The organism is [Limnothrix rosea] IAM M-220 (assembly GCF_001904615.1).
Lineage (GTDB): Bacteria > Cyanobacteriota > Cyanobacteriia > Cyanobacteriales > MRBY01 > MRBY01.
This window is the reverse complement of sequence record NZ_MRBY01000053.1, coordinates 1-26,491: the sequence shown is the minus strand read 5'-3', so window position 1 is coordinate 26,491 and position 26,491 is coordinate 1. Positions and strand designations below refer to the sequence as shown.

The following is a 26,491-nucleotide window of genomic DNA, read 5'->3' as shown; positions in this document are numbered from 1 at the left end:
TGTCTCATTTGTTGGCATTTTCCTACCAACGCTGCATAGTCAATCCCGGAGAGCCTAATTTTTTGTTATTGAGCTGCATCAATATTATCCACAGATTCACTGGTCACCGTGGGTAAATTGCCATTACGTCCACGCCACCATGCCAGTAAAGTACTCGCTAGGAAAATACTCGAATAGGAGCCCAGTAAAAAACCAATAATGAGCGCTAAAGCAAAGAATTTCAGCGTTTCGCCACCAAACAAGAAAATCGCCAATAGGGGTAAGAGAGTGGTCGTCGTTGTATTGATCGAACGTCCTAGGGTCTGCTGCACCGACAAATCGACAATATCGCTAATAGTACCGGCCTGTTCGCTATCGAGATTTTCGCGAATGCGGTCGTAAATCACCACAGTATCATTCACAGAAAAACCAATAATCGTTAGGAGTGCCACTAAAAATAGGCTGTCAACTTCTAAGCCAATCACTAAGCCTAGTAATGAAAATATCCCCGCCGTAATCAAGGCATCGTGAAATAATGCGGCGATCGCAATAATGGCATAGTCAAACTTAAACCGAATACTCAAATAGGCAATGATGCCAAAAAAAGACACAATCAGCGCCAACATCCCTTGGATAAACAGTTCACGTCCGATGGTCGGCCCCACATCGTCAATCTGTAAAGTCGCAGGATCAAAAACACCAATCCCTTCGTTTAGGGCAGCCTGTAACGCGGCTCGCTCTTCTAGTTCTAACTTGGGCGTACGAATCGAAATATTTGTTTTATCTTGTCCGAGCACCTGCACACTACTTTTGCCAATATTTTGCGCTGTGAGAATGGCCTGTACTTCAGCGGTACTGATCGGTTCATCGCAATTCCCTTCAACCGTACAATCCAAGGCCATCTGGATCTTTGTGCCACCGACAAAATCAATACTAGGCCGTAGAGGTGTTTGAATCTGCTGCTGCGAAACCACCATAAAAATAACACTGGCAATGACGGCGATCGCCGAGAGGGACCACCAAAGTAGCCGTTGTTGAGTGACTTTAAATTTCAATTGCAGACTCATCAAACTTACAGGAACTAATGGAGTAGAAAAACAAAGGAGGTTCAGTACACTCGCTTAGAGCAACTTATTTCGGAGCATTCGGTGCGAACAAAGAAGGGTTTTGACGTACCGACGGTAGGCCAAGAACCGTCAACAACATTAAAGTGCGGCTACAGGTAACCGCCGTAAACATACTGACAGCAACACCAATGGCGAGGGTCAGCGCAAAACCTTTGACCAAACCAGAACCAAGGAAGAAAAGAGCACCACAGGCAATTAACGTCGTCACATTACTATCAAGAATGCTAGAAAACGCGTTAAAAAAGCCCGATTCCACAGAACGGTAGAGAGTATTACCTTTATAAATCTCCTCCCGCGTCCGTTCAAAGATAAGGACATTGGCATCGACTGCCATACCGATACTCAGAATAAATCCCGCAATGCCCGGCAGCGTTAGCGTTACGCCAATCAAGGAATAACAGGCGAGGGTGAAAATGGTGTAGATCACAAGTGCACAGTCCGCAATCACACCCGGCAACCGGTAATATACCGCGACAAAAATCAGGACTAAAAAGAGACCCGCTAAACCGGCATAAATACTACGACGAATCGAATCTTGACCGAGGGATGCCCCCACTGTGCGATTTTCAACGACCTCAACGGGGAACGGTAAGGAGCCACCTTTTATTTGAATCGCGAGATCATTGGCTCCGTCAAAATCAAAACTACCGGAAATGGTGACGTTATTACTAATGCCTGTGGTGGCATATTCTGCACCGACTGTTGGGGCACTAATGAGAGCGTCGTCAAGAAAAATACCGACGCTGCGACCTGTCCCGGCCAACTCCTTTGTGATTTCAGCAAAGATATCGCCACCAGCTTCGTCGAAATTGATAAAGACCTGCCAACCATTACCGGACTGTAAAGGGGCGGGCTGGGCATTGGTGACATTTTCCCCTGTCAAATTGACTGGATCAAAGAAGGTCAAAATCTTCTCGTTAGCTGCTGTAATCAGATCTTCAAGCTGATTGATTTCTGCTTGATTTTCTTCTGCATTGCCATCATCCCTGAGGAGAGCAACCTGTACTTCCAGTTGTCTGAGGGTTTGAAATTGAGCTGTAAATTCTCCTTCTGTACCGGGGCGCAGTGGGCGAAATTCGAGTTGTGCTGTGCCCCCAAGCACCCGCTCGGCTTGGTCGGGATTGGTGACGCCGGGTAGTTGGACAAGAATGCGATCGCTCCCGACAAGTTGGGTAATCGCTTCTGCTACACCTAAACCATTAATGCGGTTTTCGATTACGCGTTTAACTGCAGTGGTGTCATCTTCGGTGACGGTCTGACCATTCTCTGCTGGCTGCACCTGAATGGTTAGCTGAGCGCCGCCCCGCAGATCAAGTCCGAGTTGGGGTGGGAGGGTCACCAAAATTGTCACGGCGATCGCCACAAGAAAAAGGATCGCCACAATGACTAAGCGTTGTTTTTGCATAATGGTTTAAGTTGAATAATCGATTCCCTAGACGTTATTAGCCATCATGTTCTGTACGGCTTCGATGATATTGTCGGGTTGAATAATCGTGAGACGTTCTAGGGTGCCGTTATAGGGGGTAGGAATGTCTTGGGAAGACAAGCGTACAACGGGGGCATCTAGTTCATCAAAGAGCTGCTCGTTGATCAAGGACATGACTTCGGCGGCAACCCCTGCTGTCTTCATACATTCTTCGACAATAATGACCCGGTGGGTTTTTCGCACGGATTTGGCGATCGTCTCCATGTCGATGGGTTTTAGGGAAATTAAATCGATTAATTCAGGATCAATGCCCTGCTTCTCAAGGGTTTTAATGGCCTGGGTACAGTGGTGACGCATCCGGGAATAGGTTAAGAGCGTAACATCTTTACCTTCGCGGACAAGCTCTGCCTTGTCTAAAGGCACAATATATTCCCCTTCGGGGAGATTTTCTTTCAGGTTGTAGAGCAGTACGTGCTCAAACATTAAAACGGGATTATTGTCGCGAATCGCTGCTTTGAGCAAGCCTTTGGCGTTATAGGGTGTGGAGCAGGCCACAATTTTTAGACCGGGAACCGCTTGGAAATAAGCTTCAAGGCGTTGGGAGTGTTCCGCACCGAGCTGACGACCGACACCGCCGGGGCCGCGAATGACCATCGGAATTTTGTAGTTACCGCCGGATGTGTAGCGGAGCATGCCCGCGTTATTGGAAATTTGGTTAAAGGCAAGGAGAAGAAATCCCATATTCATGCCTTCGATGATGGGACGTAGACCAGTCATTGCTGCGCCAACAGCCATTCCTGTAAAGCTATTTTCGGCAATTGGCGTGTCGAGTACCCGTAGATCTCCGTATTTCTTAGCGAGATCCTTCGTTACTTTGTAGGAGCCACCGTAATGTCCAACATCTTCGCCCATGACGAAGACACTTTCGTCGCGCGCCATTTCTTCATCGAGGGCTTGACGTAATGCGTTAAAAAGTAAAGTTTCTGCCATTTGAAATTAAGAGGGTTAAACGGATCGCAGCAAAGGTTATCCTATCATTCCAACGACTTTCTGTGCTGAATCCTTCTCATGCGCGGCGATCGCCGCCAAGATACTCTTTTTCTACTTTTGAAGAGTCTAGATTTAGATCAAATCAACAGACATAGTGCAATTTATTGATTCAGCTCTTTTTTTGCTTGTCGCCACAACTGATCGAGTTCTGTAATGTCGTAATCAGCTAATGATTTTTTTGCAAATTTTTCCATGAGAGTGATGCGCTGCACCAACCGCTGATTTGTACCATGTAATGCTTCGCTGGGGTCAAGGTCATACCACCGCGCCAGATTAACAATGGTAAATAACAAATCCCCTAATTCTGCCTGTTGGTGAGCTTTATCTTCGGTGGCTAATGCTTCGTGAAATTCTGTAAGTTCTTCGTCAAATTTTGCCCAAACATCTTCGATTTTTTCCCATTCAAATCCAGCGGCAGCGGCTTTTTTTGACATCTTCATACTCGCCATTAAAGGTGGCAAAGTCGCGTTGTAACGGTCTAGTTTACGACTCAGTTTTTCGGCTAGCTCTGGGGTTTCACCTTTTTCTTGGGCTTTAATTTTATCCCAATTTTGGCGGACTTCTTCAACGGTATCGACAGCCACTTCACCGAAAACATGGGGGTGACGACGAATTAGTTTGGCGCTAATACCTTCGGCAATGTCTTGGAGGTTAAAGTCCCCGGCTTCACTGGCAATTTGCGCTTGTAAAATGACCTGTAATAATAAATCCCCTAGCTCTTCGGCGATCGCCGCCTGTTCTCCCCCACGAATGGCGTGAACCACTTCATAGGCTTCTTCGATGACGTAGGGAATTAATGTTTCGGGTGTCTGAGCCAAATCCCAAGGACAACCACCATCCGGCGATCGTAACCTTGCTACCACCTGAATAAGATGTTCAAGAGAATTTAAAATAGCATCCGTGGGTTGACTCATGGGTTGAATGTAAAACCTAAAAGTTAAGACAAAAAAGGCAGTTTTAACACTGCCCTAAAAGTTTATCGAGTTGTCATAAACTCTAACGAGCTATTCTTCCGATGCCGAAGAGCGACGACGGCGACGGCGGCGGACAACCTTTTGCTCAGGTTCAGGTTCAGGTTCAGGTTCCGTTTGCAGCACTTCGACTTCTGTGGTTTCTGTCGTTTTAGGCTCAGCTTTCTTGATGACGACTGGATCGCTATCGACTAGGTCAGAAACTTCCTTGACGCTGGGCTTATGTACAACTTTCACCTTTGTCACACCATTCTTTGGGTCAGACTCTGGCTCTGCTGATGTCTCAGCTGCCACTGTTTTTTGCTCGACTGTTGTTGCCGTGACTGTCGCCGCTTCTGCTGGTGGGTCAACCGTTTCACCGGGTCGAATGACCTTCACAATCGTAGAACGAGGATCCTTCTCCTCACCGCCCGCTATCTTGACAAGGGGCGATACACCAATTAGGGCATAAACATTTTGCTCTTCCGGTGTCATTTCCACCTGAATAGTTTCATACTTAATCTCTTCACGGCGGTAACGTCCCCGTTCACGTCGATCATAACGACCGGAACTACCGTTTTTAGAAGAACTACTGCTATTGGAGTCCTTTTTGCTGTCATCTTTTGAGGATGATGCCGCTGCGGTCCCTTGACTTTCCGACGAGGTGTCTGGCTCTTTCTCGTTGACATCCTTCAGGACTGGCTTGGCACTGACATTCACGTCAGGCGATCGCCGACGGCGGCGGCGGTTACCGCCACCATTATTTTGTTCTTGATAATCCGGGTGATTGAGAAGCTCGAGAGAGTCATTACTCGCAGTACTCGTTTTACTACGAGAATTACTACGGCTGTTATTACCTGTCGGCGCAATACGATTGACTAAAGTTGGCCGAGCATCAGTCGTTGCCACAGCCGCTGCTGTGGACTGAGTGGACAACGGTAAAATATTACCAACCTGTAAACCAGAAGGATGTTCCTCACCCGGCAAATGGGCGAGGTGACCCAAGCCATTACAGTGGGGGCAAGGAGTCCCAAACAGCTCATAAAGATTTTGCCCTTGGCGTTTACGAGTTAGCTCCACAAGACCTAATTCTGAAAGTTGCGCAATTTGAGGACGAGCCTTATCAGCCTTAAGGATCTTCGTGAAATGCTCTAACAATCTAAGCTGATCACGCCGAGAATCCATATCGATAAAATCGACGACAATGACCCCACCAATATTCCTGAGCCGGAGCTGACGGGCAATCTCTGTGGCCGCTTCAAAATTAGTCCAAAGAACAGTTTCCCTTGCCGTAGCAGATTTTGTAAAAGAGCCAGAGTTAACATCAATCACCGTTAAAGCCTCCGTTGGCTCCATGATGATGTAACCACCAGAAGGCAGATCAACACGCGGTTTTAATGCTTCGCGAATGGCACCATTGACCCGGAAATATTCAAGGACATTTTGTTTTTCCCGGTGATGATCAATCAATAAACCATCAGGCGTTTTACCACCTTGCCAATTCATTAATTGATTTTTAACCCGCTTGACACCACTAGCTGAATCGACAACGATTCTGTTGACTTCGTCGCTATAGATATCCCGTAATACACGTTGGATAAAATCATCATCGCGGTTAATCAACATGGGCGGACGACCATAATTCGCCTGCTGCTGAATCGATTCCCACTGTTTTTGGAGGGACTCTAAATCCTCAATGATCGAATCTTCATCTGTACCTTCGGCTTCGGTGCGTACGAGTAGTCCCATGCCGGGCGGCTTCATCAGTACAGCCAGAGCTCGCAGACGACTACGTTCATTATCGTCACTAATGCGACGTGATAGGTTGACACCTTTACCGTAGGGCATCAGAACAACATAGCGACCTGGCAGTGTAATGTTTCCGGTGAGTCGAGGACCCTTATTTCCCGTCGGTTCCTTCATGACCTGCACTAAAGCCTTCTGCTGTGGCTCTAATAACTCGGTAATGGAACTGGAGTTTTTTCGTAGACGAATTGGGCCTAGGTCACTGACGTGAATAAAGCCGTTTTTCTCGGTTTCACCGATATTAATGAAAGCTGCGTCGATGCCGGGGATGACATTTTCGACAATGCCTAGATAAATATCACCGACTTGTTGAGCACCTGTGGATACGACGATTTCTTGGATTTGGTCTTCCCAAAAAACGGCAGCAATCTGATGCTGCTCCGCAATAATGATTTGCTTTGGCATTCAAATTCCTCGATTTTTTTCGCTTAGTGCTGAAAAACCTGATTGTTGCAAGTTCTTGTTAGTCAAAAGGCTCTGAAACTAGTTAAAAATCTTTCTTGTTTCGCGAGATTTCACCGCTGGCAGAGGTCATATAATGATGCCGGGTGAAAGGAGATGGGCAGGGGAACAAATCCTTGTCTTCTGTCGGGGTATTAGGCTATTGGTGTAATGCCACAACAGTTAACTTGGATCGTATAGTTGTTTCTTTCGGAACACGCTGTGTACTTAATAAAAAGAAACTGTGGCTAAATAATTGAATGTTTAGCGGGATGTATGCAACCATCTGATTTACTATATTACTGCTAAGTGCGTACTTTGGATCGCCTTTGCTCTAATCTGCTGACATTTGTCTGAGGGAAGTAACGGTTTTTTGCACGGCGATCGCCACTTGATCTATGTCTGCAATGGTGCTGGTGCGCCCAATGCCAAATCGTAGTGATGCTTGGCATTCTGCGGTGGTTCGACCGATCGCCTGTAGTACGTGGGAGGGTTTGCCTGATGAACAGGCGGATCCTGATGAAAGGGCAACTGTATGTCTTAAGCCTAGGAGTAAGGATGCGCCGTCAATATCTGCAAAGCTAATGTTGAGGTTATGGGGGAGTCGTTGGCTGAAGTCGCCGTTAAGAGTGCAATTGGGAATATTTTGTAGTTTGTTCCAGAGGCGATCGCGCAAGTGTTTTAATCGTTCATTTTCTTCTGGTTGATTGGCTAGGGCAATTTCAACAGCTTTACCAAACCCAACAATTTGAGGAACGTAAAGCGTACCGGAACGTTTTTCTCGTTCTTGACCACCGCCATGGAGTTGAGCGGCTAAATTCACGCGGGGATTTTTTCGGCGTACGTACAATGCACCAATGCCTTTGGGTCCGTAGATTTTGTGGGCGGTGAGGGAGAGTAAATCAATATTTTGAGCCTGGACATCAATAGGAGCTTTGGCGATCGCCTGAGCTGCGTCACAGTGAAATAAAACATTTTTTTCGTGACAAATTGCCCCGATTTTATCAATGGGCTGTAGGACACCGATTTCGTTATTGGCCGCCATTACGGAGACAAGAACTGTATCTGGGCGAATCGCTTTTTCTAAGAAATCTAGTTCTAGCAAGCCGTCGGGCTGTACTGGCAAATAAGTAACTTCAAAACCAAGGGTTTCAAGATAAGCGCAAGGATCGAGCACCGCACGATGTTCTGTTTGGACAGTGATAATATGTCTCCCCTGAGAAAAATACGCTTCCGCAATGCCTTTAAGGGCTAAATTATTAGACTCCGTCGCGCCACTGGTGAAAATAATTTCTTCGGGTGCTGCGTTGATACTCTGGGCGATCGCTTCCCGTGCCTGTTTAACTGCCGCTGCCGCTTCCCATCCATAACTGTGTCCTGCGCTGCCAGCATTACCAAAGTTTTCCGTAAAATAGGGCAGCATTGCCTCTAACACCAATGGATCAACAGGTGTCGTAGCATGATTATCCAGATAAATAGGACGATCTTTCACGGAGAAATTTAGTGCATTAACAATCGAAGCTCTGTTGAGAAATCAGAACTATAAGTTTCCCAGTACAGCTCCTTTGGTTTATTTGGAGCATCAAAAACAGAACAAAAAGTCACCTTCCCTTGGGGCTGAATAATTGCATCGAGATCCACATCAAGACATTCAATGCCAAGAAATAAGTCACTACTGTATTCTTCTCCAGTAAGCTCTTTGAGCGAAACACTTTGAAATAAGTCACCAGCTCTCACAGGTTGATTTTTTACATTGCTTACTTCGACAAAAACGCCAACCCATTCATGAATAGCTAGCTTTTCTTCGTCAAAATCCATCATTTTTTTTCCAAAACTTTTGAAGTCTACAACTCTAAAAGCAACTTCATCAGATTGGTAGGTTTGACCTTTACGGATTTCAGCAAGTGATGTTTCAAAAGTGTCTTCAGAAGTTGTGTTACTTGAATCAACATACACAGTTTTTTCTCGTACACAAGCTCCCAAAGACAAGCTCAAAGTTAAACCGACTAACAGAGAAAATCGACAAATGACTTTAGACATCAGGTTATGCAAAGTGTAAATATCACAATAGAAAATATATACTCTTGGTTAATATTCGAGACTAACTGAGGATGGTTTGGAGTTTTTGGCGGGGGTGGGTTTCCATTAAGCGGCGCACCTGTTCGGCATGATAGGAGCTACGAGTTAACGGACTAGAAACCACCTGCAAAAATCCAAGGGATTCACCATATTCGCGCCAAGCCGCAAACTGTTCTGGTGTGACAAAATCCTTCACACCCAAATGTTTTTGAGTGGGTTGTAAATATTGACCGATGGTAATAATGTCACAATCTACCTCCCGCAAATCCCGCATCACTTGCCGCACTTCTGCGTCTGTTTCACCAAGACCGACCATAATGCCAGATTTTGTGTAAATCCATGGTGTTAGCTCGCGGGTACGCTGCAAAAGTTCCAGCGATCGCCCATAGTCGCCTTGGGGACGGGTTTTCTTGTAGAGACGGGGAACGGTTTCCGTATTGTGGTTGAGGACTTCCGGCTCTGCAGCCAAAATGATTTTGAGGGCATCCCAATTGCCGCATAAATCAGGGATCAGTACTTCAATGGTGGTTTTGGGTGATTGGTCTCGTGTTCGCTGAATGCACTTTACAAACTGACTTGCACCGCCATCGGGTAAATCATCACGGTTGACCGAGGTGATGACAACATGATTGAGATTGAGGCGACGGACAGCCTCAGCTAGATTTTTCGGTTCTTGGGGGTCGAGGGCTTGGGGCTTTTTCTCAAAATCGATATCACAGTAAGGGCAAGCACGGGTGCAAGCAGGCCCCATAATCAAAAATGTGGCAGTGCCTGCATTAAAACATTCGCCAATATTGGGACAAGAGGCTTCTTCGCAAACGGTATTTAAACTCAGGTCACGCAAAATTTCTTTGACGCTACCCACTCGCTGCCATTGGGGGGCTTTTACTCTGAGCCAATCTGGTTTTACCGCCACGGCGATCGCTCCTTACTAAAAACTAAAGTTGTAATGCGTAAGACCATATCCTAGCAAGGATTACCTGTGTTAGGATAGGAACGATTTTGCGGGATGTAGCGCAGCTTGGTAGCGCACTTCGTTCGGGACGAAGGGGTCGCAGGTTCGAATCCTGTCATCCCGATAATATTTTTGCTCGGTTTTCTTGTTTTTCGTTTGCCGCCCTTGACTGCGACATCATGTTGAGGGCTACTTAACTAATGTTTTTTTAGCCAATAACTCAGTCGTAAATGGAATTGCGGCACTGGTTTTATCGGTGGCGATCGCCTTCTGGCTCGTCGTGAATTCCCGCTTTGTGACGGCTTCCCGTGGAAGCTATGTCTGCTTTTATCTTTCAATTTTTTTGGGTTGAACAGCAAAACAACAGCAGTGGTTAACCACCCGAAATCCTTGCTGCAAAAGGTTTCTTCGTCAAAAAAAAAGTGCCGAAGTTTACAAAACGCGACTTCTCACGCACTGTTTGTAACGGAATATTACAGTAAAAGCGTCATAACGCTATAGAGGCTTGACGGTGCTAAAAATGCTCACTACAGTAGGGCAGTATACCCACCGGGTAAGTCATCAGTTAGTCGTATGCAAGATAAGCAAAAAGTTACACTTTATCTCCCCTCCACCATTCACCGTCAGCTCAAAATTAAAGCCGCCCTTGATGCCGAGTCGATGTCAGCATTGGTTGAGCAAGCTGTTAGTTTTTATCTCCAGCACCCGGAGGTTGTGGAAGAGACCCAAGAGACCCATGGTCAAACTCATCGGGTTCATATTTGTCCGGAATGTGAGGGAGCTGTTGTGCTTCGGGGTAATCAGCTTGTTTCCCTCAAGCAGCAGCCAACAGTTTTACTCGATGAAGATATTGCCCACGATTTACAACATGCCCGCGACACTGCTGACGACAATGAACTTGTTCCCTGTCCCTAGGTCTTGACCGCGCAGTCATTTCTGTCCTTTCTACATTGGTCGATATTATGAAAGAAGAACTAAATACGCTTATTCAGGCAAGATACCCGTTAATTTATCTTGTCACGCCAGAGGAAGAACGAGCAGAGGCGGCGATCGCCCACATTGCTAAGTTGTGCGAGTACGAAAAGGTTTATGTGTGGACGATGACCCACGGCTTGGTTACCTATGATTCTGACCGTAAGCCCCAACCCCGTACCCTTTCTGCTGAAGCTGCCATCCGCGAGATGGTTCATACCGAAGGATCTGGCATTTTTATCTTTAAGGATTTGCATCCTTTCCTTGATGACCCGAGTACTGTTCGCTGGCTCCGGGATGCGATCGCCTCCTTTAAAAGTGGCGCAAACAAAAACATTATTTTAATGTCGCCCTATCAAAAAGTTCCCCTAGAGCTAGAAAAAGATGTCGTTGTTTTAGATTTTCCTTTACCCACATTAGACGAGTTAGACCTTGTCTTGTCGAAGCATTTATCGCCGACGCAACCGATTAGTGCGCCAGTGCGCGAAAAACTTCTCAAGGCAGCCCTCGGTCTGACCAAAGATGAAGCAGAAAAAGTTTACCGTAAGGCCCAGGTTAAGGCGAAAAAATTAACCGAGTCAGAAGTTGACATTGTCTTGTCGGAGAAAAAGCAGCTTATCCGTCGCAACGGCATTCTTGAATTTATTGAAGAAGATGAAACCATTGATGCCATTGGTGGTTTGGAAGAGCTAAAACGTTGGTTAAAGCAGCGTTCTAACGCTTTTACTGAAGCAGCACGGGAATATGGCTTACCCCAACCGAAGGGCATGTTAATCCTTGGTGTTCCCGGTTGCGGTAAGTCTCTCCTCGCGAAAACGACTTCTAGATTGTGGGGCTTGCCTTTACTCCGTCTCGATATGGGTCGTGTGTATGACGGCTCCACGGTGGGTCGATCTGAAGCAAATCTCCGCAGTGCTCTCAAAACAGCCGCATCGATTTCCCCCGCTATTTTGTTTATCGATGAGTTGGATAAAGCCTTTGCTGGCTCTGGAGGATCGGCTGATTCTGATGGCGGTACTTCCAGTCGAATTTTCGGTTCTTTCCTCACTTGGATGCAGGAAAAAGAATCACCAGTATTTGTCATGGCGACGGCAAACCGCGTGGATCGCCTACCGGGTGAGTTCCTTAGAAAAGGCCGTTTTGATGAGATTTTCTTCGTTGATCTCCCCAACTCTAACGAACGTGAAGATATTTTCAATATTCATCTTTCCAAGCGCCGTCCGCAGGGCGATCGCTTCGATGCAGCGCAGTTGGCAAAGATTTCAGAAGGTTTTTCCGGTGCCGAAATTGAGCAGGCGATCATTGCCTCAATGTATGACGCTTTTGCTCAGGACAGAGAGTTTACGCAGCTCGATATTATCGCCGCAATTAAAGCGACTCTCCCCTTGTCCCGCACCATGACAGAACAGGTCAGCGGTCTCCGCGATTGGGCTAGACAGCGTGCCCGACCTGCGTCAGCTTCCGTCGCTGAATATCAGCGGTTGGAGTTCTAACAAAAGGCTTAATCTCTCCCGGATTAAGGCCAGCAAGATTCCCAGCTTGTTGGCAGATTTTAAACCCACTTTTGCATAAGTGGAAACTCAAGCAAAAAACTCAAAACTGTTGTTGTTTTTGGAGAACTAAATCCATGTCTCACTTTAGTACTTTACGCACGAAAATCACTGATTCTGAAGTCCTCAAGTCTTCTCTGCGCGACCTTGGTATTTCTGTGAACACAGATGCTGCGGTGCGTGGCTATAACGGTCAGCAAATCCATGCAGACATCGTGGCAACCTTAGAAGGTGACTATGATCTCGGCTGGACTCGTAATTCTGATGGTAGCTTCGATTTGATCGCTGATCTTTGGGGTGTTGCGAAGAAGCACAATCAGACGGAGCTGATTAATTCTATCAACCAGAAGTATGCTGTTAATAAGACGCTTAGCGAAGTTAAGCAGCGCGGCTTGAATAATGCCAACGTTAAGCTGGTATTACAAAAGTAATCATTTTTGATGCGTTCCCACAATTCCCGGGGTTGATCTGTTGTTATGGATCAACCCTTTTTTCTTGAAAGGATGAGTTTAAGTTTTATGGGGCAGAAAGCTTTTCATGTCTGGATTTCTGGTCGAGTGCAGGGTGTTAGTTATCGCTATTACACTGGCCTCAAAGCTAAGGAATTAGGGATACGGGGCTGGGTGAAAAATTTACCGGATGGTCGGGTGGAAGCGTGGTTTGAGGGGACTGAGCCTCTGGTCATTGAGATGTTGCAATGGTGTCGCAAGGGTTCGCCGCTGGCTAGGGTAATGAACATTGAGCAGCAACTGGAAGAGATTCGGAATAGACAAGGTTTTCGGATTTTACGGTGAGAAGGATTTTGATTTTACAGATTTAAGGGCGATCGCCGCCGCCCAGATATGCAGATAATCGGTGGCGGTGCGCCATGATCCTGCGGCTTTTTTGATCATGTCTTCGGCTTCCGAAAGAGATAATTCTAAGAGACAAGTTTGATCGGGCAAAGTTGCAGCTTGAATTTTGAGATTTGCCCAGGTTTGTAGCAATTGCGGAGTGACGGGCGGTAACTCAATAGTTTTTACTGCTAAGCCGCATAGTTTTGCCCAGAATCTCAAATCTTGGTGAGTGCCGACGGCGATCGTTGCACTGGTTAGGCTTGCCCAAATTAATGCTGGAATCAGAAAAATAAATGGTAGGCGATCACCCTCATCCCAGTAAACGATGGGTTCAATGGGTGGAAATTTAAATCGACCTAAACCCGCTGGATAGTAACAATAACTCCCTCCGGTCTGCGATCGCCAATGATGGAGATGGGCAGATTTACCAAATCCCCTATCTCCCAGAATTTGCAGAAGCTGTCGCGCATGGGGTTGGGGAGGCTTAGAGAAACCACGATCTAGCCAAATCTCCGTTGGTTCAGCCAGTTGCTCTTCCCCAATAAACGGGTTATGGCTTAAACCGATGGCTTTGTAGGGATCAACCATCATGGTGAGCGACAACCTCAATGAGTTGACTTGTTGTTTCCTTTGGGCGAAATAAACCGGGAAAGACAATTTGCACTTTTACTTCCCACATCAACCGAAATAAATGACCGTTGTAAGTTAGCGGCGCATCGTTGGGAATATCTAGCGAAAATTCAAAGGGACGTTGACGATATTTTAAAAGTCGCTCGGGTTTAATCGGTTGTGTTGCAACAATTTGGCGATCGCGGGATCCTCGCCCTGCCGTCATCCATGCCACAAAAACTTCAGCAGATTTAGGTGCTTTGTCTGGATTATCCGGTTGCCAAGTAAATTCACCGACAATGGGATAACTAAGGGCAATCTGTGATTGTTCGAGCTGTAGATCGATCATCAAACTTGGGAAAAATAAGTTGACTAGGCTGGTAAAACTTTCACGATGAAATGTGATGTGTCCTTTGCCACGCGGGGAATATGGATTTTAATTTGCAATTCCCACCGCACTTGATTATGAGGTGCATAAATTGAAGGGGGAGCGTCCTCTGGCACTGTAATTTGGGCGTTGTACTCAATGTGCTTTACCCCTGCCATCACTGTTTGGTCTAACAGTTCTATTTTGTCTAGTTCATGGGTTGCGGTAACGGTGTCTGTGCCCCGGCGATATTCGACCCACTCGTAATTTATCCAGGTGGCGGATATGGTGGTTGGATCTTTGGTGCGGCCTTGACGCAAAGCCCGGCGATACCGAATGCGATAGGTTTCCCCTTGACGTAAGGGGTAAGTCGGCAAAATAATTTCACCCACTTTAATCCGATAAACGCGGTAGAGCGATCGCCCGCTCCACACCAGACCAATCACACCAATAATGACGAAAATACTGAGCAATAGAAGAGGCAATAATGTTTCAAGATTTGGGTCAAAGATGAAAGTCCCCACTAATGCTAAAAACATTGGAAATGAGATACCACACCAGATGGACAGCCAAAGTCCAGCAAAAATTGTGGCAAACCAGTTCAAGCCATCATTGGGATCTTTGAGGAGGTAGCCTTCTGGGATTTTTGTGGGTTCTGTCAGCTGCCGCGAAGCATTGATCGTCTTGTTCAGTTTGAGTTTTGACATTGCGTTACCGGGATATCCCTTATCTGCAACGTTACTTCATCTTCTTCAAAGATAATGGTCTGATTGCTGTATTTTTATGGTTTGGATTTATGGTTTGGCGATCGCCGCTAGCTTGTCGCGATGTCATGGGAAGAAATTAAAAATTTAACTTCTGAGGGTGACCTTGAATTTTTTGACGAGGGTATCGCGCACTTTCTGGTGAACCGGATCGATTTCTTCGTCCTTTAACGTTTTATCCAAAGCCCGGTATTTGAGGCTAAAGGCTAAACTCCGTTGGCCTTCGGGCACACCCTTACCGCGATACTCATCAAAGAGCTCCACTGCCGCTAAAAGCTTTTTCGCCGTCTTTTTCATTGCTTCTTCGAGTTGACCCACGGTGGTATCCACTGGCACAAAGAAAGCTAAATCACGGGCGATCGCCGGGTAAGTAGAATACTTTTTAAAGACAGGAACTTGCTGAGACGGACGACTGAGAACCGTTTGGAGCATATCGAGTTTTAGCTCGAATACGTAAACCGCATCGATCAAATCTTTGTCTTGACGAACCTGCGGATGCAATTGTCCAAAAACACCGACCTGACGACCTTGTAGCCATAACGACGCGGTACGACCGGGGTGTAGTTGTTCATATTCTGTTTCAGGGCGGTAAGTAATCTCAAGATGAAGCTGAGCAAACACCGATTCGAGTAAACCCTTCGCCTCAAACCAGCCCATAGGTTGCCCTTTGCCACCACTTGTCCATTGGCCGTCGGGGGCGATTTCACCGCCGAGAATGCCCGCTAGATAATCAGCCTCCGCCATATTCTCGTCTGCTTGCCAAAAGACCCGACCAATTTCAAAGGCATTTAACGCGCCGTTTCCTTGGGCTTGATTGTAGGCAAAGGCATCGATCAATCCTGTGAGCAACTCTTTACGTAACGCGGAGTATTCCACAAAAAGCGGATTATTGAGCTTAATATCGGCCAACTCAGGCTTCACGAGGGAATAATGGACAACTTCTGTTAAACCCACAGACCGGAAACTTTCCCGTAATTTACGATTGACCACTTCATTGGCCGAGAGATAACCTGCTGCGGTTTGGACTGGCAAGGTTTCGCAGAAGTGATCGTAGCCATAGAGGCGTGCTACTTCTTCAATTAAATCAATTTCCCGCTCCAAATCTCGGTAGCGGTAGGGAGGTACTGTCACATCCCAAACGCCTTCGCCGACGGAGTCAAGTTGGCAATTTAAGTCGGTTAAAATGCGCTCGACATCGGCCATGGGCACATCAAAAACTGCGCCATCTTTCTGGACATGACCCAAAATTTCGTGGATACGCGCCAACCGTAAGGTGATTTTCGGACGGGAGTTGGGATCAGGACGGCTATCTTGGAGACCCTGAGCCATGACTTTGCCTCCGGCTAATGTTTGGAGGAGGGCGATCGCCCGTTGAGCTGCGCGATCAAGTTCCACTTGGTTTACACCCCGTTCATAGCGTGTGGAAGCCTCACTGCGGAGGGATTGGGCACGGGAAGAACGCCGTACTGCCACTGGATCAAATAACGCGGCTTCGAGGACAATATTGGTCGTGCCGTCATGGACTTCCGAATCTTCGCCACCCATCACACCGGCTAGGGCAACGGGTTTGTCTCCGGCGGTGATGATCAAATTTTGCTCAACGAGTTGACGCTCCTGAGCGTCAAGGGTTTTTAAGCGTTCCCCTGTTTTGGCGAAACGGACACCGAGGGTCACATTGTCTGAGGCGGCGATCGCCTGTAACCGCTCATGATCAAAAGCATGCAGAGGCTGACCCCACTCCAGCAACACATAGTTCGTGATATCGACAATATTATTAATGGGTCTTGTGCCAGCAGCTTGTAGGCGGAACTTTAACCAATCAGGAGAAGGCTTCGTTTCAACCCCTTCAATCACTGTGCCGATATAAGCCGGACAAACTTCAGAGTCCTCAACTGTGACATCAACAGAAGCAGAGGAGGCGATCGCCTCAGGAATTTCAGGAAGCTTGACATCCACACCCGTCAGAGCTGCCACCTCACGGGCAACCCCCACCATACTGAGAGCATCCGCCCGGTTTGCCGTCGCCGTTAAATCCAGAACCACATCATCCAAACCGAGTAGCGGACGAACATCCTGACCCGGCTGTAGACCAGACTGTTCAAAAATATGAATCCCTTCCGAATCCTTCTCCAAACCAATTTCAGAAAGAGAACAAATCATGCCCGAAGACTGAACACCCCGCAATTTTGTTGGCTTTAATTTCAAGTCCACTGCCGGCAGATAACTACCCAAAGTCGCCACCGGCACAAAAATATCCGCCCGTACATTTTTTGCCCCACAAACAATCGTTGATAGCTCTTCTGCGCCAATATCCACTTGGCAAACACTAAGCTTATCCGCATTCGGGTGTTGCTCACGGCTGACAACTTTACCAACCACCACACCATCAGCAAGGGCGCGGCGATCTTCGATCTCCTCCACTTCAAATCCCGCAACCGTTAAGGTTTTCGCTAGCTCTTCAGGAGACAGCGTAATATCAACAAATTCTTTTAACCAGTTCAGGGAAATCCGCATTGACTTTGGGCACTATTATTGATCATTCAAAGAATTTATTCTAAACGTTTTCCCTGTCTTTACATCGCCTAACTTTCCCTGAGCCCCCCAGCCGCGGCGATCGCCTTTTCACCCCAAACCTTTATGAAGAGTCTGATAATTCAGCTTTGGTCATGAATTTTGGGATATGCTACTAAATACCTTGATCCTTATTTAGCATCACTAGAACTCCAGATCATTTGAGATCCTTAAGATAGGATGGAGGCAAAAGCAATATTTTTTTCTCCTGTTAAATGTCGGCCGTCTGCCCCGCTAATCTGTTACGAACCGGCAACACCTCCCTGCCAAGCAAGGTGACTCTGCATGAGCTACTGTATTAATCCCGAGTGCGAAAATCCTAAAAATCCCCTCAAAGCAAGGGTTTGTAAAGCCTGTGGCAGTAGTCTATTTCTCCGTGGTCGCTATAAGCCTCTCAAAAGTTTAGGCCAAGGGGGGTTCGGTGCCACCTTCCTTGCCGTTGACTTAAGCCTGCCCGGCAAACCCTCCTGTGTCATTAAGCAGCTGCGTCCAGCCACAAATGTGCCCCACTTATTCGACATGGCACGGGAGCTATTTGAACGAGAAGCCCAAACCCTAGGGCGCATCGGGAACCATCCCCAAGTCCCGCGGTTACTCGACTATTTCGAAGATGACAAACAGTTTTATCTCGTCCAAGAATACGTTAAAGGCAACAACCTCCAGCAAGAAGTCAAAAGAAATGGTGTCTTTAGCGAGGCAGGCGTTCGGCAATTTCTCAGCGAGATTTTGCCAATGGTGCAATATATTCACTCCCAGCAAGTCATCCACCGTGATATCAAGCCTGCCAATCTCATTCGTCGCGAACAAGATAAAAAACTCGTTTTAATTGATTTTGGTGCAGTTAAAAACCGCGTTAATCCAGAAGAAGCCGCTAATACCTCCGACCAAACAGCCTTAACCTCCTTTGCTGTCGGGACTCCCGGCTATGCTCCGCCAGAACAAATGGCCATGCGTCCAGTGTATGCCAGTGACATTTACGCCATCGGCATTACCTGTCTTTATCTATTGACCGCAAAATCCCCAAAAGATCTTGACTACAACCCCAATACAGGGGAGATGATGTGGGAATCCTACGTCGATATCAGTAATAGCTTTGCCAGTGTGATGCGGAAAATGCTGGAAAGCTCAGTAAAGCACCGTTATCAGTCTGCTGACGATGTCTTAAACGCTCTAGATATGGAGCCTTATATGGAAAGTTTGGCACAGGGTTTGTCCACAGGTGCCGACGGTGGTTTTTCTGGGACAACAGGTGGTGCTGTTGATCCCAACGATCCAAGCAGCAGTAATGATGTGACGGGTGGCCCCTCAACGTCTGAAAATTCCCGTATTGCCATGGCTATTCGGGCGAGGCGCGAACGGAGAAAAGGGGGGAGTGGCAGTCTGCGTCAAGGTCTAGGCAGTCGTGGTGGCCAAGGAGGTGTCAAGAAAAATACACTGAATCGGATGGCACCTGGCTCTGCTGCAATGCCCCATAAATCCGCATCAAGTCGCTTTAAATCTAAAGGAACCAGTGCGGGTAAGGCGGCCCGGGACAAACTAGATGCGAGGGGTCTTTTGCTCGCCTATAAGAAAGGGCGTAGGGATTTTGGGCAACAAAATTTGTTGAGTCTTAGTTTGCCCCAGTCAAATTTGTCGGGCTGTATTTTCCACCAATCGCGGATGATGCGCGCGAATTTTCAAGGGGCGAATCTGGCTAATGCTGATTTTGGGAAGGCAAATTTAGCGTATGCAAATCTCAAGGACGCAAATCTTGGTCGTGCTTATTTCAGCTACACAAATTTAAGTAAAGCTGATTTACGTGGTGCTGATTTAAGTTATGCCTATTTAAACTATGCGATTGTTGATGGTACTAATTTGTGTGGTGCTAATTTAACGAATGCCAAAATTACGGAAGAGCAATTGAAAAAGGCAAAGACTAATTGGGCAACGATTATGCCTAATGGTAAGCGTGGTTTGTTTTAGGGTGAATGGATGATTTTTCTTTGGTGATAAAAATTGTTTTTTTGCTTTTTGTTTTTAAAGCTTCGATGATGTTTTTTGAGAAGTTTGTATAAAGTACTGATTTTGCGACACTTACTCGTTCATAATGACTAGAATATTACTTTTTTTATGAATATTTAATCGTAAGTGCATGGCTACCACTGGTGATTATCGCGGATTTACTTTAGTCGAAATTCTTGTTGTGATGTTAATGGTTGGTGTGATGGCGGCGATCGCCTCCCCTGGGGTGTTGGGATTTCTGGCACGGGCGAAGGTAAATAGAGGACTCAGTCGGCTTCAGGAGATGATCCTGTTGACCCAGAGAAATGCCATGCGCATTAGTCAAAGTTGCACCATGTTTTTGCCAGAAAACAATAGTAAAAATGGTATTTTGACATCAAATTGTGGTGTGACGGGCAATCAAATACTGGAAGATGTACGCATTAAGTACAATCGTGCTAATAGCAAAAAAGTAAATTTTAACTATCGTGGTAATACTGGCTCACTACGTACAATTGTGATTTATAGTGTATCGACAGATTTAAAGCGATGTATGGTGATTTCTAATGGTATTGGGATGACGAGAACTGGGGTTTATACGCGGAATGATTTAGAAAATATTTCGGCGAATTTTTGTCAAACAAGTCTTTAAAAGTTTTTGTTTAAGTATTACTTGATCTATTTTCTGGAAATATTTCAGTTATAGAAATATCCTGAGGGAAAACCAGAACTCTCGGATCTGGTTAAGATATTGTTGTCTAAAAAATTCTGTGTAAATTTGTGTCTCTTTCTCGCCGTAATTTCTTAACGCTACTGGGCGCTAGTGCTGTTGGAACGACAGTGCTGTCGCCTTTGGAACATTATTATCGTCGTGCGGAGGCTGGTGTGCCGACTTTGCGGCAAAATCGCTTTGGGGACTTGTTGCCTGATGTGCGGGGGATTTTTGATTTACCTCTGGGTTTTGAGTACAAAATTTTGGCCTATAGTGGTGGTCAATTAACGGATGGTGGCAAAGTGCCTCTAGCGCCGGATGGGATGGCTGCTTTTCCTGTTGCTGGTGGTAAAACAGCGCTTATTTGTAATCATGAATTGAGTTTGGGACAAACGCCGGGGGCGATCGCCGCTGGGGATTACCACTATGATGAGCGGGCCATGGGTGGTACGACAACGCTTATTTTAAATAAGCAGCGGGAACTGGAACAGCACTATATTTCTTTGGCGGGAACTCTCCGTAATTGTGCTGGTGGCGCAACGCCTTGGGGCACTTGGGTGAGCTGCGAAGAGGACATTACGACTCCTAAAATCAATTCTTCGTTACGTCGAAAGCATGGTTATAACTTTGAAGTGTCGCCCAGTGGTTTAACAACTCCGGTTCCCCTTAAGGCAATGGGACGGTTTAATCATGAGGCGATCGCCGTTGATCCTGCGACGGGTTTTGTTTATCAAACGGAAGACCGTAACGATGGCTGTCTTTACCGATTTCGCCCCCATAAGCGTCAACAGTTAGCCCAAGGTGGTTCCCTAGAGGCGTTGGCGATCGTCGGCCAACCTAACGCAGACACCACAAAATCATTTCCCCACAATCAACCATTTACTGTCGAGTGGATTCCCCTCGACAATATTGACCCGGAGGATGACACTCTCCGCTACGAAGCCCAAGCTAAGGGGGCGGCGATTTTTAAGCGCGGTGAAGGTATGATTTACGGTCAAGGGAAGGTGTATTGGACTTGTACGAGTGGCGGCGATCGCAACCGTGGACAAATCTTTAGCTACGAACCAGCCACCAATCAGTTGCGCCTATTTCTTGAAGCCGTTAGCGGTAGTATTTTTGAATATCCCGATAACCTGACGATGGCTCCCTTCGGCGATTTGATGGTTTGCGAAGATGGTGCTGGCTCCCAATATTTGTACGGTGTGACACCTGCTGGTGAATGTTATAAATTCGGACGTAATGCCCTAAATGATAGTGAGCTTGCTGGGGTGTGTTTTTCTCCAGATGGGAAAACAATGTTTGTGAATATACAAAGACCCGGACTTATTCTTGCCGTTTGGGGACAGTGGCAAAGATCTTAGAGATCAATAAAATTGGTGGCAACACAACTTAATTTGTGCCTTGCATTACTTCGTAACTTTTTTGGTGACATGACCATGACCCATTTGAAAATTCAGCGATCGCCCCAGTGTTTTAAAGATTCTGTGGAATTGATGATGGGCTATGTTCGCCACCAAATGGAGCAAGAGACGGCGGATAAACTGTTATATTTCCATAATTTTGCCCATGTTCAGGGTGTCAAAGCACGGGCAGAATTGATTTTTGATGCTGTGCGTCCCCATTGGCAAGCAGAACTAAACCAGCGCCATGATCCCCTTGATTTAGAACGAATGCGTAATTTATTGGGGCTGGCGGCCATTGCCCATGATATGGTGCAAGATTTTTTGCCCGCCCAACCTTGGACAGCCCGTCGTCGGGAGCAGGGGGTTAGTGAGCATGCCACCATCGAGAAATTATTAGGGGCGATCGCCGAACTAAATGCCGATCTCGCTGCGCAACAACCCGATAAACCCGATTTGCAATTTTCCGACGCTGACTGTGAAGTCCTGCAGGAGGCGATCGCGGCAACGATTTGCGACTTTGACCCCAGTGACCGCGCGATCTTTCAACCCTATTTGTATACCGACGAAGAAAAATCTAATGTGGCCATTATCCTTGCCCTAGCAGACATTGGTGCCTTAGCCATTGAAGGAATCGATGCCTTTCGCCAAGAAGGACGCGAAATTTTCCTCGAAGAAAACCTCGATTTTGTGCCCCTCGTGCTGCACCCCCAAGAATTAGAGCAATATCCCCACGCCACAAAAATTGCCCTGCGCGATAATTTACTCGGTCGTGCTCGTTTCCAAATTGGCTTTGCCACAGGACGCATTAACCGTTTACCCTTCGAAACCCGCGACTTGCCTCTCCAGTCCATGGTCACGCTCCAAAGCGAAGTGTTTACCTACGCCAATCAACAAACCCTTGATGAGCTGAAAACCACCACTCCAACTAGCCCAGAAACGAGTCTTGAAGAGTTGTTAAAGTACTTTAGTTTTGACCGTATTCCGGTGAATTTCTAAGCGAGCTCGTCGCCTCTAACGATTCTCATTGTCGAGAGTATGCAGCTCCGTAAGCACAAAATCGGCGATCGCCACCAAACGTTGAGCCTGTTCAAGGGGAGACATGACATCCCAATTTTTATCAGAACCCGGCAACGAATCATTTGCTGTAGAGCCACCACGAAACGCGCCAGCATAGGAACGCATCAAAATAGTGCGATCCTCATGGTGCCATTGGGGGAGTAAATCGGCGATCGCCAAACTTAACTGCTCCCGATAGTCCGTAACCAAATCTCGTTTTTCTTGACAAATCTTAAGGATGTCCAGACATTGTTGGCGAGGCAATAGACCACCGAGACGCTCCAACAAAGTAGTACTAACAACCTCCCTTTGACTGCCCAACAGACTATCCAAACTTTCAAAAAAACGTTGAGAGCGCTGTTGTAAATCCACCTGTTCTTCCTCTGTAATCGAGGCAAGCTCTGTCTCTAAATCCCCGGCGATCGCGCCATCCTTTAGCGCCCACAAATAGCATTCTTGATCTGACCCAAAATAATTTAGAAAATCCTTAAAAGCTTCAGACATCATGCTTTCCCCGCTTAAACAAGCAAACAACACCCATAACTTCACCCAGATTATCTCGTATTCCGCAAAACATCTCAGGTAGAATTGTGGCCAAACATTCAGACAACACTAAGTCACCCATTTAAACGACATTTACATTCAATGTAGCCCAACGACCCTATGCAGGGTGATACCAAGCGCTGTAGATTAAAAATCCCAACAAATCAATTATTGAGAACGCCTAATTAGCGATTAATGTTGCAATATGCCTGCCGGTAAATGCCCATATTTTGCCAAAGCATTACACTGTTATGGCAGAAGATCAGTTAATTTAGCGGTATAGCACAATCACCTGCCATCTAACCATCAACTACGTGAGAATGGGACATGACAACATCCCCTTACCCGCAAACTACCATTGACATCGTGCCGGAGGACGATAACGGCACCAGTTCCGGAGAACTTAACAATAACCAGCCCGGCAGTGCCCTCGTTGCAACACGGGGAAACTTTTCTGCATTTCTTGCCCCCCTCAATCAAGATAGTTTCCGGGAAGTTGTCACCGGTGTCCAAGCAAAACTACAGGTTTTCCACCAGACCTTAGGAATGCTCGATGATGTCTTGGATAGTCAAGGTTTTGACGCAATCCTCAACGACATGTTGCAGTCGATCACCCAAAAGACAGGCGAACTATTATCCGCTGATCGCACTTCAATTTTCCTTTTAGACGAAGAGCAGCACCAACTTTGGTCTATTGTCGCTCGCGATGATTCAGGTAAGCCCTTAGAAATTAGAATTCCGGCCGATAAAGGTATTGCCGGAGAAGCAGCGACCCAGAAAAAAGTCGTCAATATTCCCTACGATTTTTACGACGACCCCCGCTCAACGGCAGCCAAAGAGTTTGACAAACGCAACCATTATCGTACCTATACGATGTTGGCGCTCCCCCTCGTCAATGCAGAGGATAATCTCGTTGCAGTAGTGCAGCTCATTAATAAACTTAAATCACCCCATGATCCTAGTGCACCTCTAGAGCAGCGTGTTTCCCACGATGGATTTACGGAGCAAGATATTGCACTATTTAAAGATTTTGCCCCTTCGATTCGTCTAATCCTTGAATCTTCCCGGTCTTTTTATAAGGCGACCCAACGGCAACGGGCAGCTCAGGCCTTAATTGATGCCACTAATTCCCTCAGTAAGGGCAACCTCGATCTAGATACCACCCTTAATACGGTGATGGATGCTGCGAAAAAGCTGATGAATGCAGCGCGTAGTACCCTTTGGCTCATTGACCATGACCGCAATGATCTATGGACGAAAATTCCCATTGGTGACGAAATTAAAGAGTTACGTGTGCCGGTGGGAGTCGGCTATGTCGGTAAAGTGGCGGCCAAAAATCTCGTCAGCGATCGCCCTAAAGATGGCTATACCTTAAATATCGGGTTTGATTTGTATGACGACGAAGACTCGACAAATTCTCAGAATATTGACCAAACCACAAATTTTAGAACCTGTAGTTTGCTTTGTATGCCAGTGTTCAATTCCGATGGCGAATTGATTGGCGTAACCCAGTTAGTTAATAAAGAAAAACAGGGAGAATTTCCCCCTTACGACCCCAAAAATTGGCCCCATCCACCAGAACAATGGCGGGCAAGTTTTAACCGTGGTGACCAAGAGTTTATGCGGGCTTTCAATATTCAGGCTGGTGTTGCCCTCCAAAACGCAAAGCTCTTTGCCCAGGTGAAGCAGCAAGAGCAGATGCAGCGTGATATTCTGCGCAGTCTCACTAATGGTGTCATTTCGACAGATCGCCATGGCATTATCATTGCGGCCAATGAAAAAGCGAAAGAATTATTGGGCTTCGATGCGGATGATCCCTTGGAAGGGAAACAAATGGGCGAGTTGGTGGAAATTAAAACCGCTGACATTACGGATAAGGCTGATGTGTCGAAAAAAGGTGATTTTTCAGAATGGTTAGAGCGTGCCCTCGCTCCCAAGGATCTGACGAAGGATCGCGAGCAATACTATCCTGATCAACCTTTACTTTCCGCCGCTGGGGAAGAACATAGCGTTAACCTCTCGATTAATTCCATTAGTAATGCTGCTGATTCGAGCAATGTTTACGGTGCGTTGGTGGTTATGGACGATATCAGTGATGAGAAACGTCTGAAGAGCACGATGTATCGCTATATGACTCAGGATTTGGCGGAACAGCTCCTTGAGAGTGGGAGTGTCGAACTGGGTGGCGATCGCAAAGAAGTGAGTGTCCTATTTTCTGATATCCGTAGCTATACCAGTTTGACGGAAAAGCTCGAAGCCGAAGAAGTGGTTAGTATGCTCAATGAATACTTTGAAACCATGGTAGAAGCCGTCTTTAAGCACAAAGGCACGCTAGACAAATACATTGGCGATGCCATTATGGCCGTCTTCGGCTCACCCCTCCCTTTGGAAGAACATGCCTGGGAATCGCTGCAAACCGCAGTAGAAATGCGTCATCGTCTAGCTGCTTTTAATGATAAGCGTGTCCGTGATGGGAAAGAACACATTCACATTGGCATCGGTATCAACTCTGATCTCGTGATCAGCGGTAATATCGGCTCCAGTAAGCGGATGGAATTTACGGCGATCGGTGATGGTGTAAACCTCAGCTCCCGTTTGGAAAGTGCGAGTAAACAATATGGTTGTGACATTATCATCAGCGAGAATACTTACAACTATTGCCCTGAAAAAGTTGTGGTGCGCGAATTAGACCGCATTATCGTCAAGGGTAAGAAAAAGCCTGTATCGATTTATGAATTAGTTGGTCTAGCTTCAGAGCCCATTTCATTCCAGCAGGAGCAAGTAAAGGAACTATATGAAAAGGCGAGGGAGTATTACATTAATCGTCAGTTTGCACGGGCACTAACCCAATTTGCGCGGGTTTTGGAAGTGGCGAGTCATGATAAATCAGCGAAGTTACATATGCAGCGTTGTCAGTATTTCTTTGCGCACCCGCCTGCAGATGATTGGGATGGAGTTTGGACAATGACTTCAAAATAGCCAGTAAATGTTTGGGCTTGCTCGTGGCTGTTGTTGGTACTGGGAGGGTGATGGGAAAAAGTATAGATATTTTGACTAGAAATAAAATATTTTCTATTGGGGAGTTGGACTGTTTTCGTTTTGAGCATTGGTGATTGTTGCAATGAAATAAGTCCGCCTAGACTAGAGAGCCTTCTGACTTAGTCATTTTCTTTGAAGGGGAGACTACAGTCGTAGTTAATAAGATTGGTAGGGGTTTAAAACATATTAAATGTCTTAGTTTTGAGAGTTTTGATTGTAGTTAACGTGAGTTTTGCTTAAGCATGCTCGGAAGTACGACGCGGTGAATGGGAGAGC

The 26,491-nt window shown here is 46.5% G+C and carries 23 protein-coding genes and 1 tRNA gene; 11 read left to right on the top strand and 13 right to left on the bottom strand.

Annotation, left to right across the window (positions count from 1 at the left end):
- Window positions 1-65: 65 nt before the first annotated feature.
- The 8 genes from secF to lipA all read right to left on the bottom strand — a co-directional run bounded on the left by secF (window position 66) and on the right by lipA (window position 9,774).
- Window positions 66-1,034, bottom strand: a complete 969-nt coding sequence (secF, locus tag NIES208_RS15880) for a protein translocase subunit SecF (protein ID WP_315861651.1) — start codon at window positions 1,032-1,034, stop codon at window positions 66-68.
- Window positions 1,035-1,110: 76 nt separating this feature from the next.
- Entirely contained in the window at window positions 1,111-2,511 is a 1,401-nt protein-coding gene (gene secD / locus NIES208_RS15875; RefSeq protein ID WP_075893961.1) for a protein translocase subunit SecD, read from the bottom strand.
- Between the two features lie 27 nt (window positions 2,512-2,538).
- Complete coding sequence (locus tag NIES208_RS15870; RefSeq protein WP_075893960.1) at window positions 2,539-3,522, bottom strand: alpha-ketoacid dehydrogenase subunit beta; 984 nt, start codon at window positions 3,520-3,522, stop codon at window positions 2,539-2,541.
- A 161-nt stretch (window positions 3,523-3,683) separates the two neighbouring features.
- Window positions 3,684-4,496: a nucleoside triphosphate pyrophosphohydrolase gene (mazG, locus tag NIES208_RS15865; RefSeq protein ID WP_075893959.1), complete on the bottom strand. Its 813-nt coding sequence runs from the start codon at window positions 4,494-4,496 to the stop codon at window positions 3,684-3,686.
- Window positions 4,497-4,586: 90 nt separating this feature from the next.
- Window positions 4,587-6,743, bottom strand: a complete 2,157-nt coding sequence (gene rne, locus NIES208_RS15860) for a ribonuclease E (RefSeq protein WP_075893958.1) — start codon at window positions 6,741-6,743, stop codon at window positions 4,587-4,589.
- 370 nt (window positions 6,744-7,113) lie between these two features.
- The gene (locus tag NIES208_RS15855) at window positions 7,114-8,271 is read right to left on the bottom strand and encodes a cysteine desulfurase family protein (protein ID WP_075893957.1); all 1,158 of its coding nucleotides are present in this window, start codon (window positions 8,269-8,271) and stop codon (window positions 7,114-7,116) included.
- 8 nt (window positions 8,272-8,279) lie between these two features.
- Window positions 8,280-8,819 (bottom strand): hypothetical protein, encoded by a 540-nt coding sequence (locus NIES208_RS15850; RefSeq protein ID WP_075893956.1) that lies wholly within the window; start codon window positions 8,817-8,819, stop codon window positions 8,280-8,282.
- 61 nt (window positions 8,820-8,880) lie between these two features.
- A complete protein-coding gene (gene lipA, locus NIES208_RS15845) occupies window positions 8,881-9,774 on the bottom strand; it encodes a lipoyl synthase (protein WP_075893955.1) in 894 nt (297 codons plus the stop codon).
- Between the two features lie 89 nt (window positions 9,775-9,863).
- On the opposite strand from lipA, the gene NIES208_RS15840 reads away from it, so the two are divergent.
- The 5 genes from NIES208_RS15840 to NIES208_RS15820 all read left to right on the top strand — a co-directional run bounded on the left by NIES208_RS15840 (window position 9,864) and on the right by NIES208_RS15820 (window position 13,129).
- A tRNA-Pro gene (locus tag NIES208_RS15840) sits at window positions 9,864-9,937 on the top strand.
- Between the two features lie 449 nt (window positions 9,938-10,386).
- A complete protein-coding gene (locus NIES208_RS15835; RefSeq protein WP_075893954.1) occupies window positions 10,387-10,728 on the top strand; it encodes a slr0373 family blue light stress response protein in 342 nt (113 codons plus the stop codon).
- Between the two features lie 47 nt (window positions 10,729-10,775).
- On the top strand, window positions 10,776-12,278 hold the full coding sequence (gene ycf46 / locus NIES208_RS15830; protein ID WP_075893953.1) for a stress-responsive protein Ycf46: 1,503 nt from the start codon (window positions 10,776-10,778) through the stop codon (window positions 12,276-12,278).
- 134 nt (window positions 12,279-12,412) lie between these two features.
- Window positions 12,413-12,766: a DUF1257 domain-containing protein gene (locus NIES208_RS15825; protein ID WP_075893952.1), complete on the top strand. Its 354-nt coding sequence runs from the start codon at window positions 12,413-12,415 to the stop codon at window positions 12,764-12,766.
- 87 nt (window positions 12,767-12,853) lie between these two features.
- On the top strand, window positions 12,854-13,129 hold the full coding sequence (locus NIES208_RS15820) for an acylphosphatase (protein ID WP_075893964.1): 276 nt from the start codon (window positions 12,854-12,856) through the stop codon (window positions 13,127-13,129).
- Here NIES208_RS15820 and NIES208_RS15815 read toward each other — a convergent pair.
- From NIES208_RS15815 to NIES208_RS15805, 3 genes are read right to left on the bottom strand one after another with little or no spacing between them, the layout of a single operon-like run.
- Complete coding sequence (locus NIES208_RS15815) at window positions 13,121-13,762, bottom strand: hypothetical protein (protein WP_075893951.1); 642 nt, start codon at window positions 13,760-13,762, stop codon at window positions 13,121-13,123. The two genes, NIES208_RS15820 and NIES208_RS15815, sit on opposite strands and share 9 nt — an antisense overlap.
- Complete coding sequence (locus NIES208_RS15810) at window positions 13,752-14,129, bottom strand: hypothetical protein (RefSeq protein WP_075893950.1); 378 nt, start codon at window positions 14,127-14,129, stop codon at window positions 13,752-13,754. The genes NIES208_RS15815 and NIES208_RS15810 overlap by 11 nt, the downstream gene beginning before the upstream one ends.
- Window positions 14,130-14,152: 23 nt before the next feature.
- Window positions 14,153-14,854 (bottom strand): hypothetical protein, encoded by a 702-nt coding sequence (locus NIES208_RS15805; RefSeq protein WP_075893949.1) that lies wholly within the window; start codon window positions 14,852-14,854, stop codon window positions 14,153-14,155.
- On the opposite strand from NIES208_RS15805, the gene NIES208_RS19105 reads away from it, so the two are divergent.
- Window positions 14,848-14,994, top strand: coding sequence for a hypothetical protein (locus tag NIES208_RS19105; RefSeq protein ID WP_171971791.1), 147 nt, complete (start codon window positions 14,848-14,850; stop codon window positions 14,992-14,994). The genes NIES208_RS15805 and NIES208_RS19105 overlap by 7 nt on opposite strands.
- 4 nt (window positions 14,995-14,998) lie before the next feature.
- On the opposite strand, the gene pheT is transcribed toward NIES208_RS19105, so the two are convergent.
- Window positions 14,999-17,425, bottom strand: a complete 2,427-nt coding sequence (gene pheT, locus NIES208_RS15800) for a phenylalanine--tRNA ligase subunit beta (RefSeq protein ID WP_075893948.1) — start codon at window positions 17,423-17,425, stop codon at window positions 14,999-15,001.
- A gap of 342 nt (window positions 17,426-17,767) precedes the next feature.
- Here pheT and NIES208_RS15795 point away from each other — a divergent pair, with 342 nt between their 5' ends.
- The 4 genes from NIES208_RS15795 to NIES208_RS15780 all read left to right on the top strand — a co-directional run bounded on the left by NIES208_RS15795 (window position 17,768) and on the right by NIES208_RS15780 (window position 22,573).
- Entirely contained in the window at window positions 17,768-19,444 is a 1,677-nt protein-coding gene (locus NIES208_RS15795) for a serine/threonine-protein kinase (protein ID WP_075893947.1), read from the top strand.
- Window positions 19,445-19,613: 169 nt separating this feature from the next.
- A complete protein-coding gene (locus NIES208_RS15790; RefSeq protein WP_075893946.1) occupies window positions 19,614-20,114 on the top strand; it encodes a pilus assembly FimT family protein in 501 nt (166 codons plus the stop codon).
- 128 nt (window positions 20,115-20,242) lie between these two features.
- The gene (locus tag NIES208_RS15785; RefSeq protein ID WP_075893945.1) at window positions 20,243-21,535 is read left to right on the top strand and encodes an alkaline phosphatase PhoX; all 1,293 of its coding nucleotides are present in this window, start codon (window positions 20,243-20,245) and stop codon (window positions 21,533-21,535) included.
- Window positions 21,536-21,610: 75 nt separating this feature from the next.
- On the top strand, window positions 21,611-22,573 hold the full coding sequence (locus tag NIES208_RS15780; RefSeq protein ID WP_139325086.1) for a hypothetical protein: 963 nt from the start codon (window positions 21,611-21,613) through the stop codon (window positions 22,571-22,573).
- A gap of 15 nt (window positions 22,574-22,588) precedes the next feature.
- Here the strand turns inward: NIES208_RS15780 and NIES208_RS15775 are convergent, their stop codons facing one another.
- Entirely contained in the window at window positions 22,589-23,140 is a 552-nt protein-coding gene (locus tag NIES208_RS15775; RefSeq protein WP_139325085.1) for a hypothetical protein, read from the bottom strand.
- 363 nt (window positions 23,141-23,503) lie between these two features.
- Between NIES208_RS15775 and NIES208_RS15770 the strand changes: the two genes are divergently transcribed.
- Complete coding sequence (locus tag NIES208_RS15770) at window positions 23,504-26,155, top strand: GAF domain-containing protein (RefSeq protein WP_075893943.1); 2,652 nt, start codon at window positions 23,504-23,506, stop codon at window positions 26,153-26,155.
- Window positions 26,156-26,491 lie beyond the last annotated feature (336 nt).

What these genes read in the sequence shown, in the direction of transcription:
- secD (WP_075893961.1), bottom strand. Translation starts at nt 2,511, where the DNA reads ATGCAAAAACAACGCTTAGTCATTGTGGCGATCCTTTTTCTTGTGGCG.
- NIES208_RS15870 (WP_075893960.1), bottom strand. Translation starts at nt 3,522, where the DNA reads ATGGCAGAAACTTTACTTTTTAACGCATTACGTCAAGCCCTCGATGAA.
- mazG (WP_075893959.1), bottom strand. Translation starts at nt 4,496, where the DNA reads ATGAGTCAACCCACGGATGCTATTTTAAATTCTCTTGAACATCTTATT.
- rne (WP_075893958.1), bottom strand. Translation starts at nt 6,743, where the DNA reads ATGCCAAAGCAAATCATTATTGCGGAGCAGCATCAGATTGCTGCCGTT.
- NIES208_RS15850 (WP_075893956.1), bottom strand. Translation starts at nt 8,819, where the DNA reads ATGTCTAAAGTCATTTGTCGATTTTCTCTGTTAGTCGGTTTAACTTTG.
- NIES208_RS15835 (WP_075893954.1), top strand. Translation starts at nt 10,387, where the DNA reads ATGCAAGATAAGCAAAAAGTTACACTTTATCTCCCCTCCACCATTCAC.
- ycf46 (WP_075893953.1), top strand. Translation starts at nt 10,776, where the DNA reads ATGAAAGAAGAACTAAATACGCTTATTCAGGCAAGATACCCGTTAATT.
- NIES208_RS15825 (WP_075893952.1), top strand. Translation starts at nt 12,413, where the DNA reads ATGTCTCACTTTAGTACTTTACGCACGAAAATCACTGATTCTGAAGTC.
- NIES208_RS15820 (WP_075893964.1), top strand. Translation starts at nt 12,854, where the DNA reads ATGGGGCAGAAAGCTTTTCATGTCTGGATTTCTGGTCGAGTGCAGGGT.
- NIES208_RS15815 (WP_075893951.1), bottom strand. Translation starts at nt 13,762, where the DNA reads ATGATGGTTGATCCCTACAAAGCCATCGGTTTAAGCCATAACCCGTTT.
- NIES208_RS15810 (WP_075893950.1), bottom strand. Translation starts at nt 14,129, where the DNA reads ATGATCGATCTACAGCTCGAACAATCACAGATTGCCCTTAGTTATCCC.
- NIES208_RS15805 (WP_075893949.1), bottom strand. Translation starts at nt 14,854, where the DNA reads ATGTCAAAACTCAAACTGAACAAGACGATCAATGCTTCGCGGCAGCTG.
- pheT (WP_075893948.1), bottom strand. Translation starts at nt 17,425, where the DNA reads ATGCGGATTTCCCTGAACTGGTTAAAAGAATTTGTTGATATTACGCTG.
- NIES208_RS15795 (WP_075893947.1), top strand. Translation starts at nt 17,768, where the DNA reads ATGAGCTACTGTATTAATCCCGAGTGCGAAAATCCTAAAAATCCCCTC.
- NIES208_RS15790 (WP_075893946.1), top strand. Translation starts at nt 19,614, where the DNA reads ATGGCTACCACTGGTGATTATCGCGGATTTACTTTAGTCGAAATTCTT.
- NIES208_RS15780 (WP_139325086.1), top strand. Translation starts at nt 21,611, where the DNA reads ATGACCCATTTGAAAATTCAGCGATCGCCCCAGTGTTTTAAAGATTCT.
- NIES208_RS15775 (WP_139325085.1), bottom strand. Translation starts at nt 23,140, where the DNA reads ATGATGTCTGAAGCTTTTAAGGATTTTCTAAATTATTTTGGGTCAGAT.
- NIES208_RS15770 (WP_075893943.1), top strand. Translation starts at nt 23,504, where the DNA reads ATGACAACATCCCCTTACCCGCAAACTACCATTGACATCGTGCCGGAG.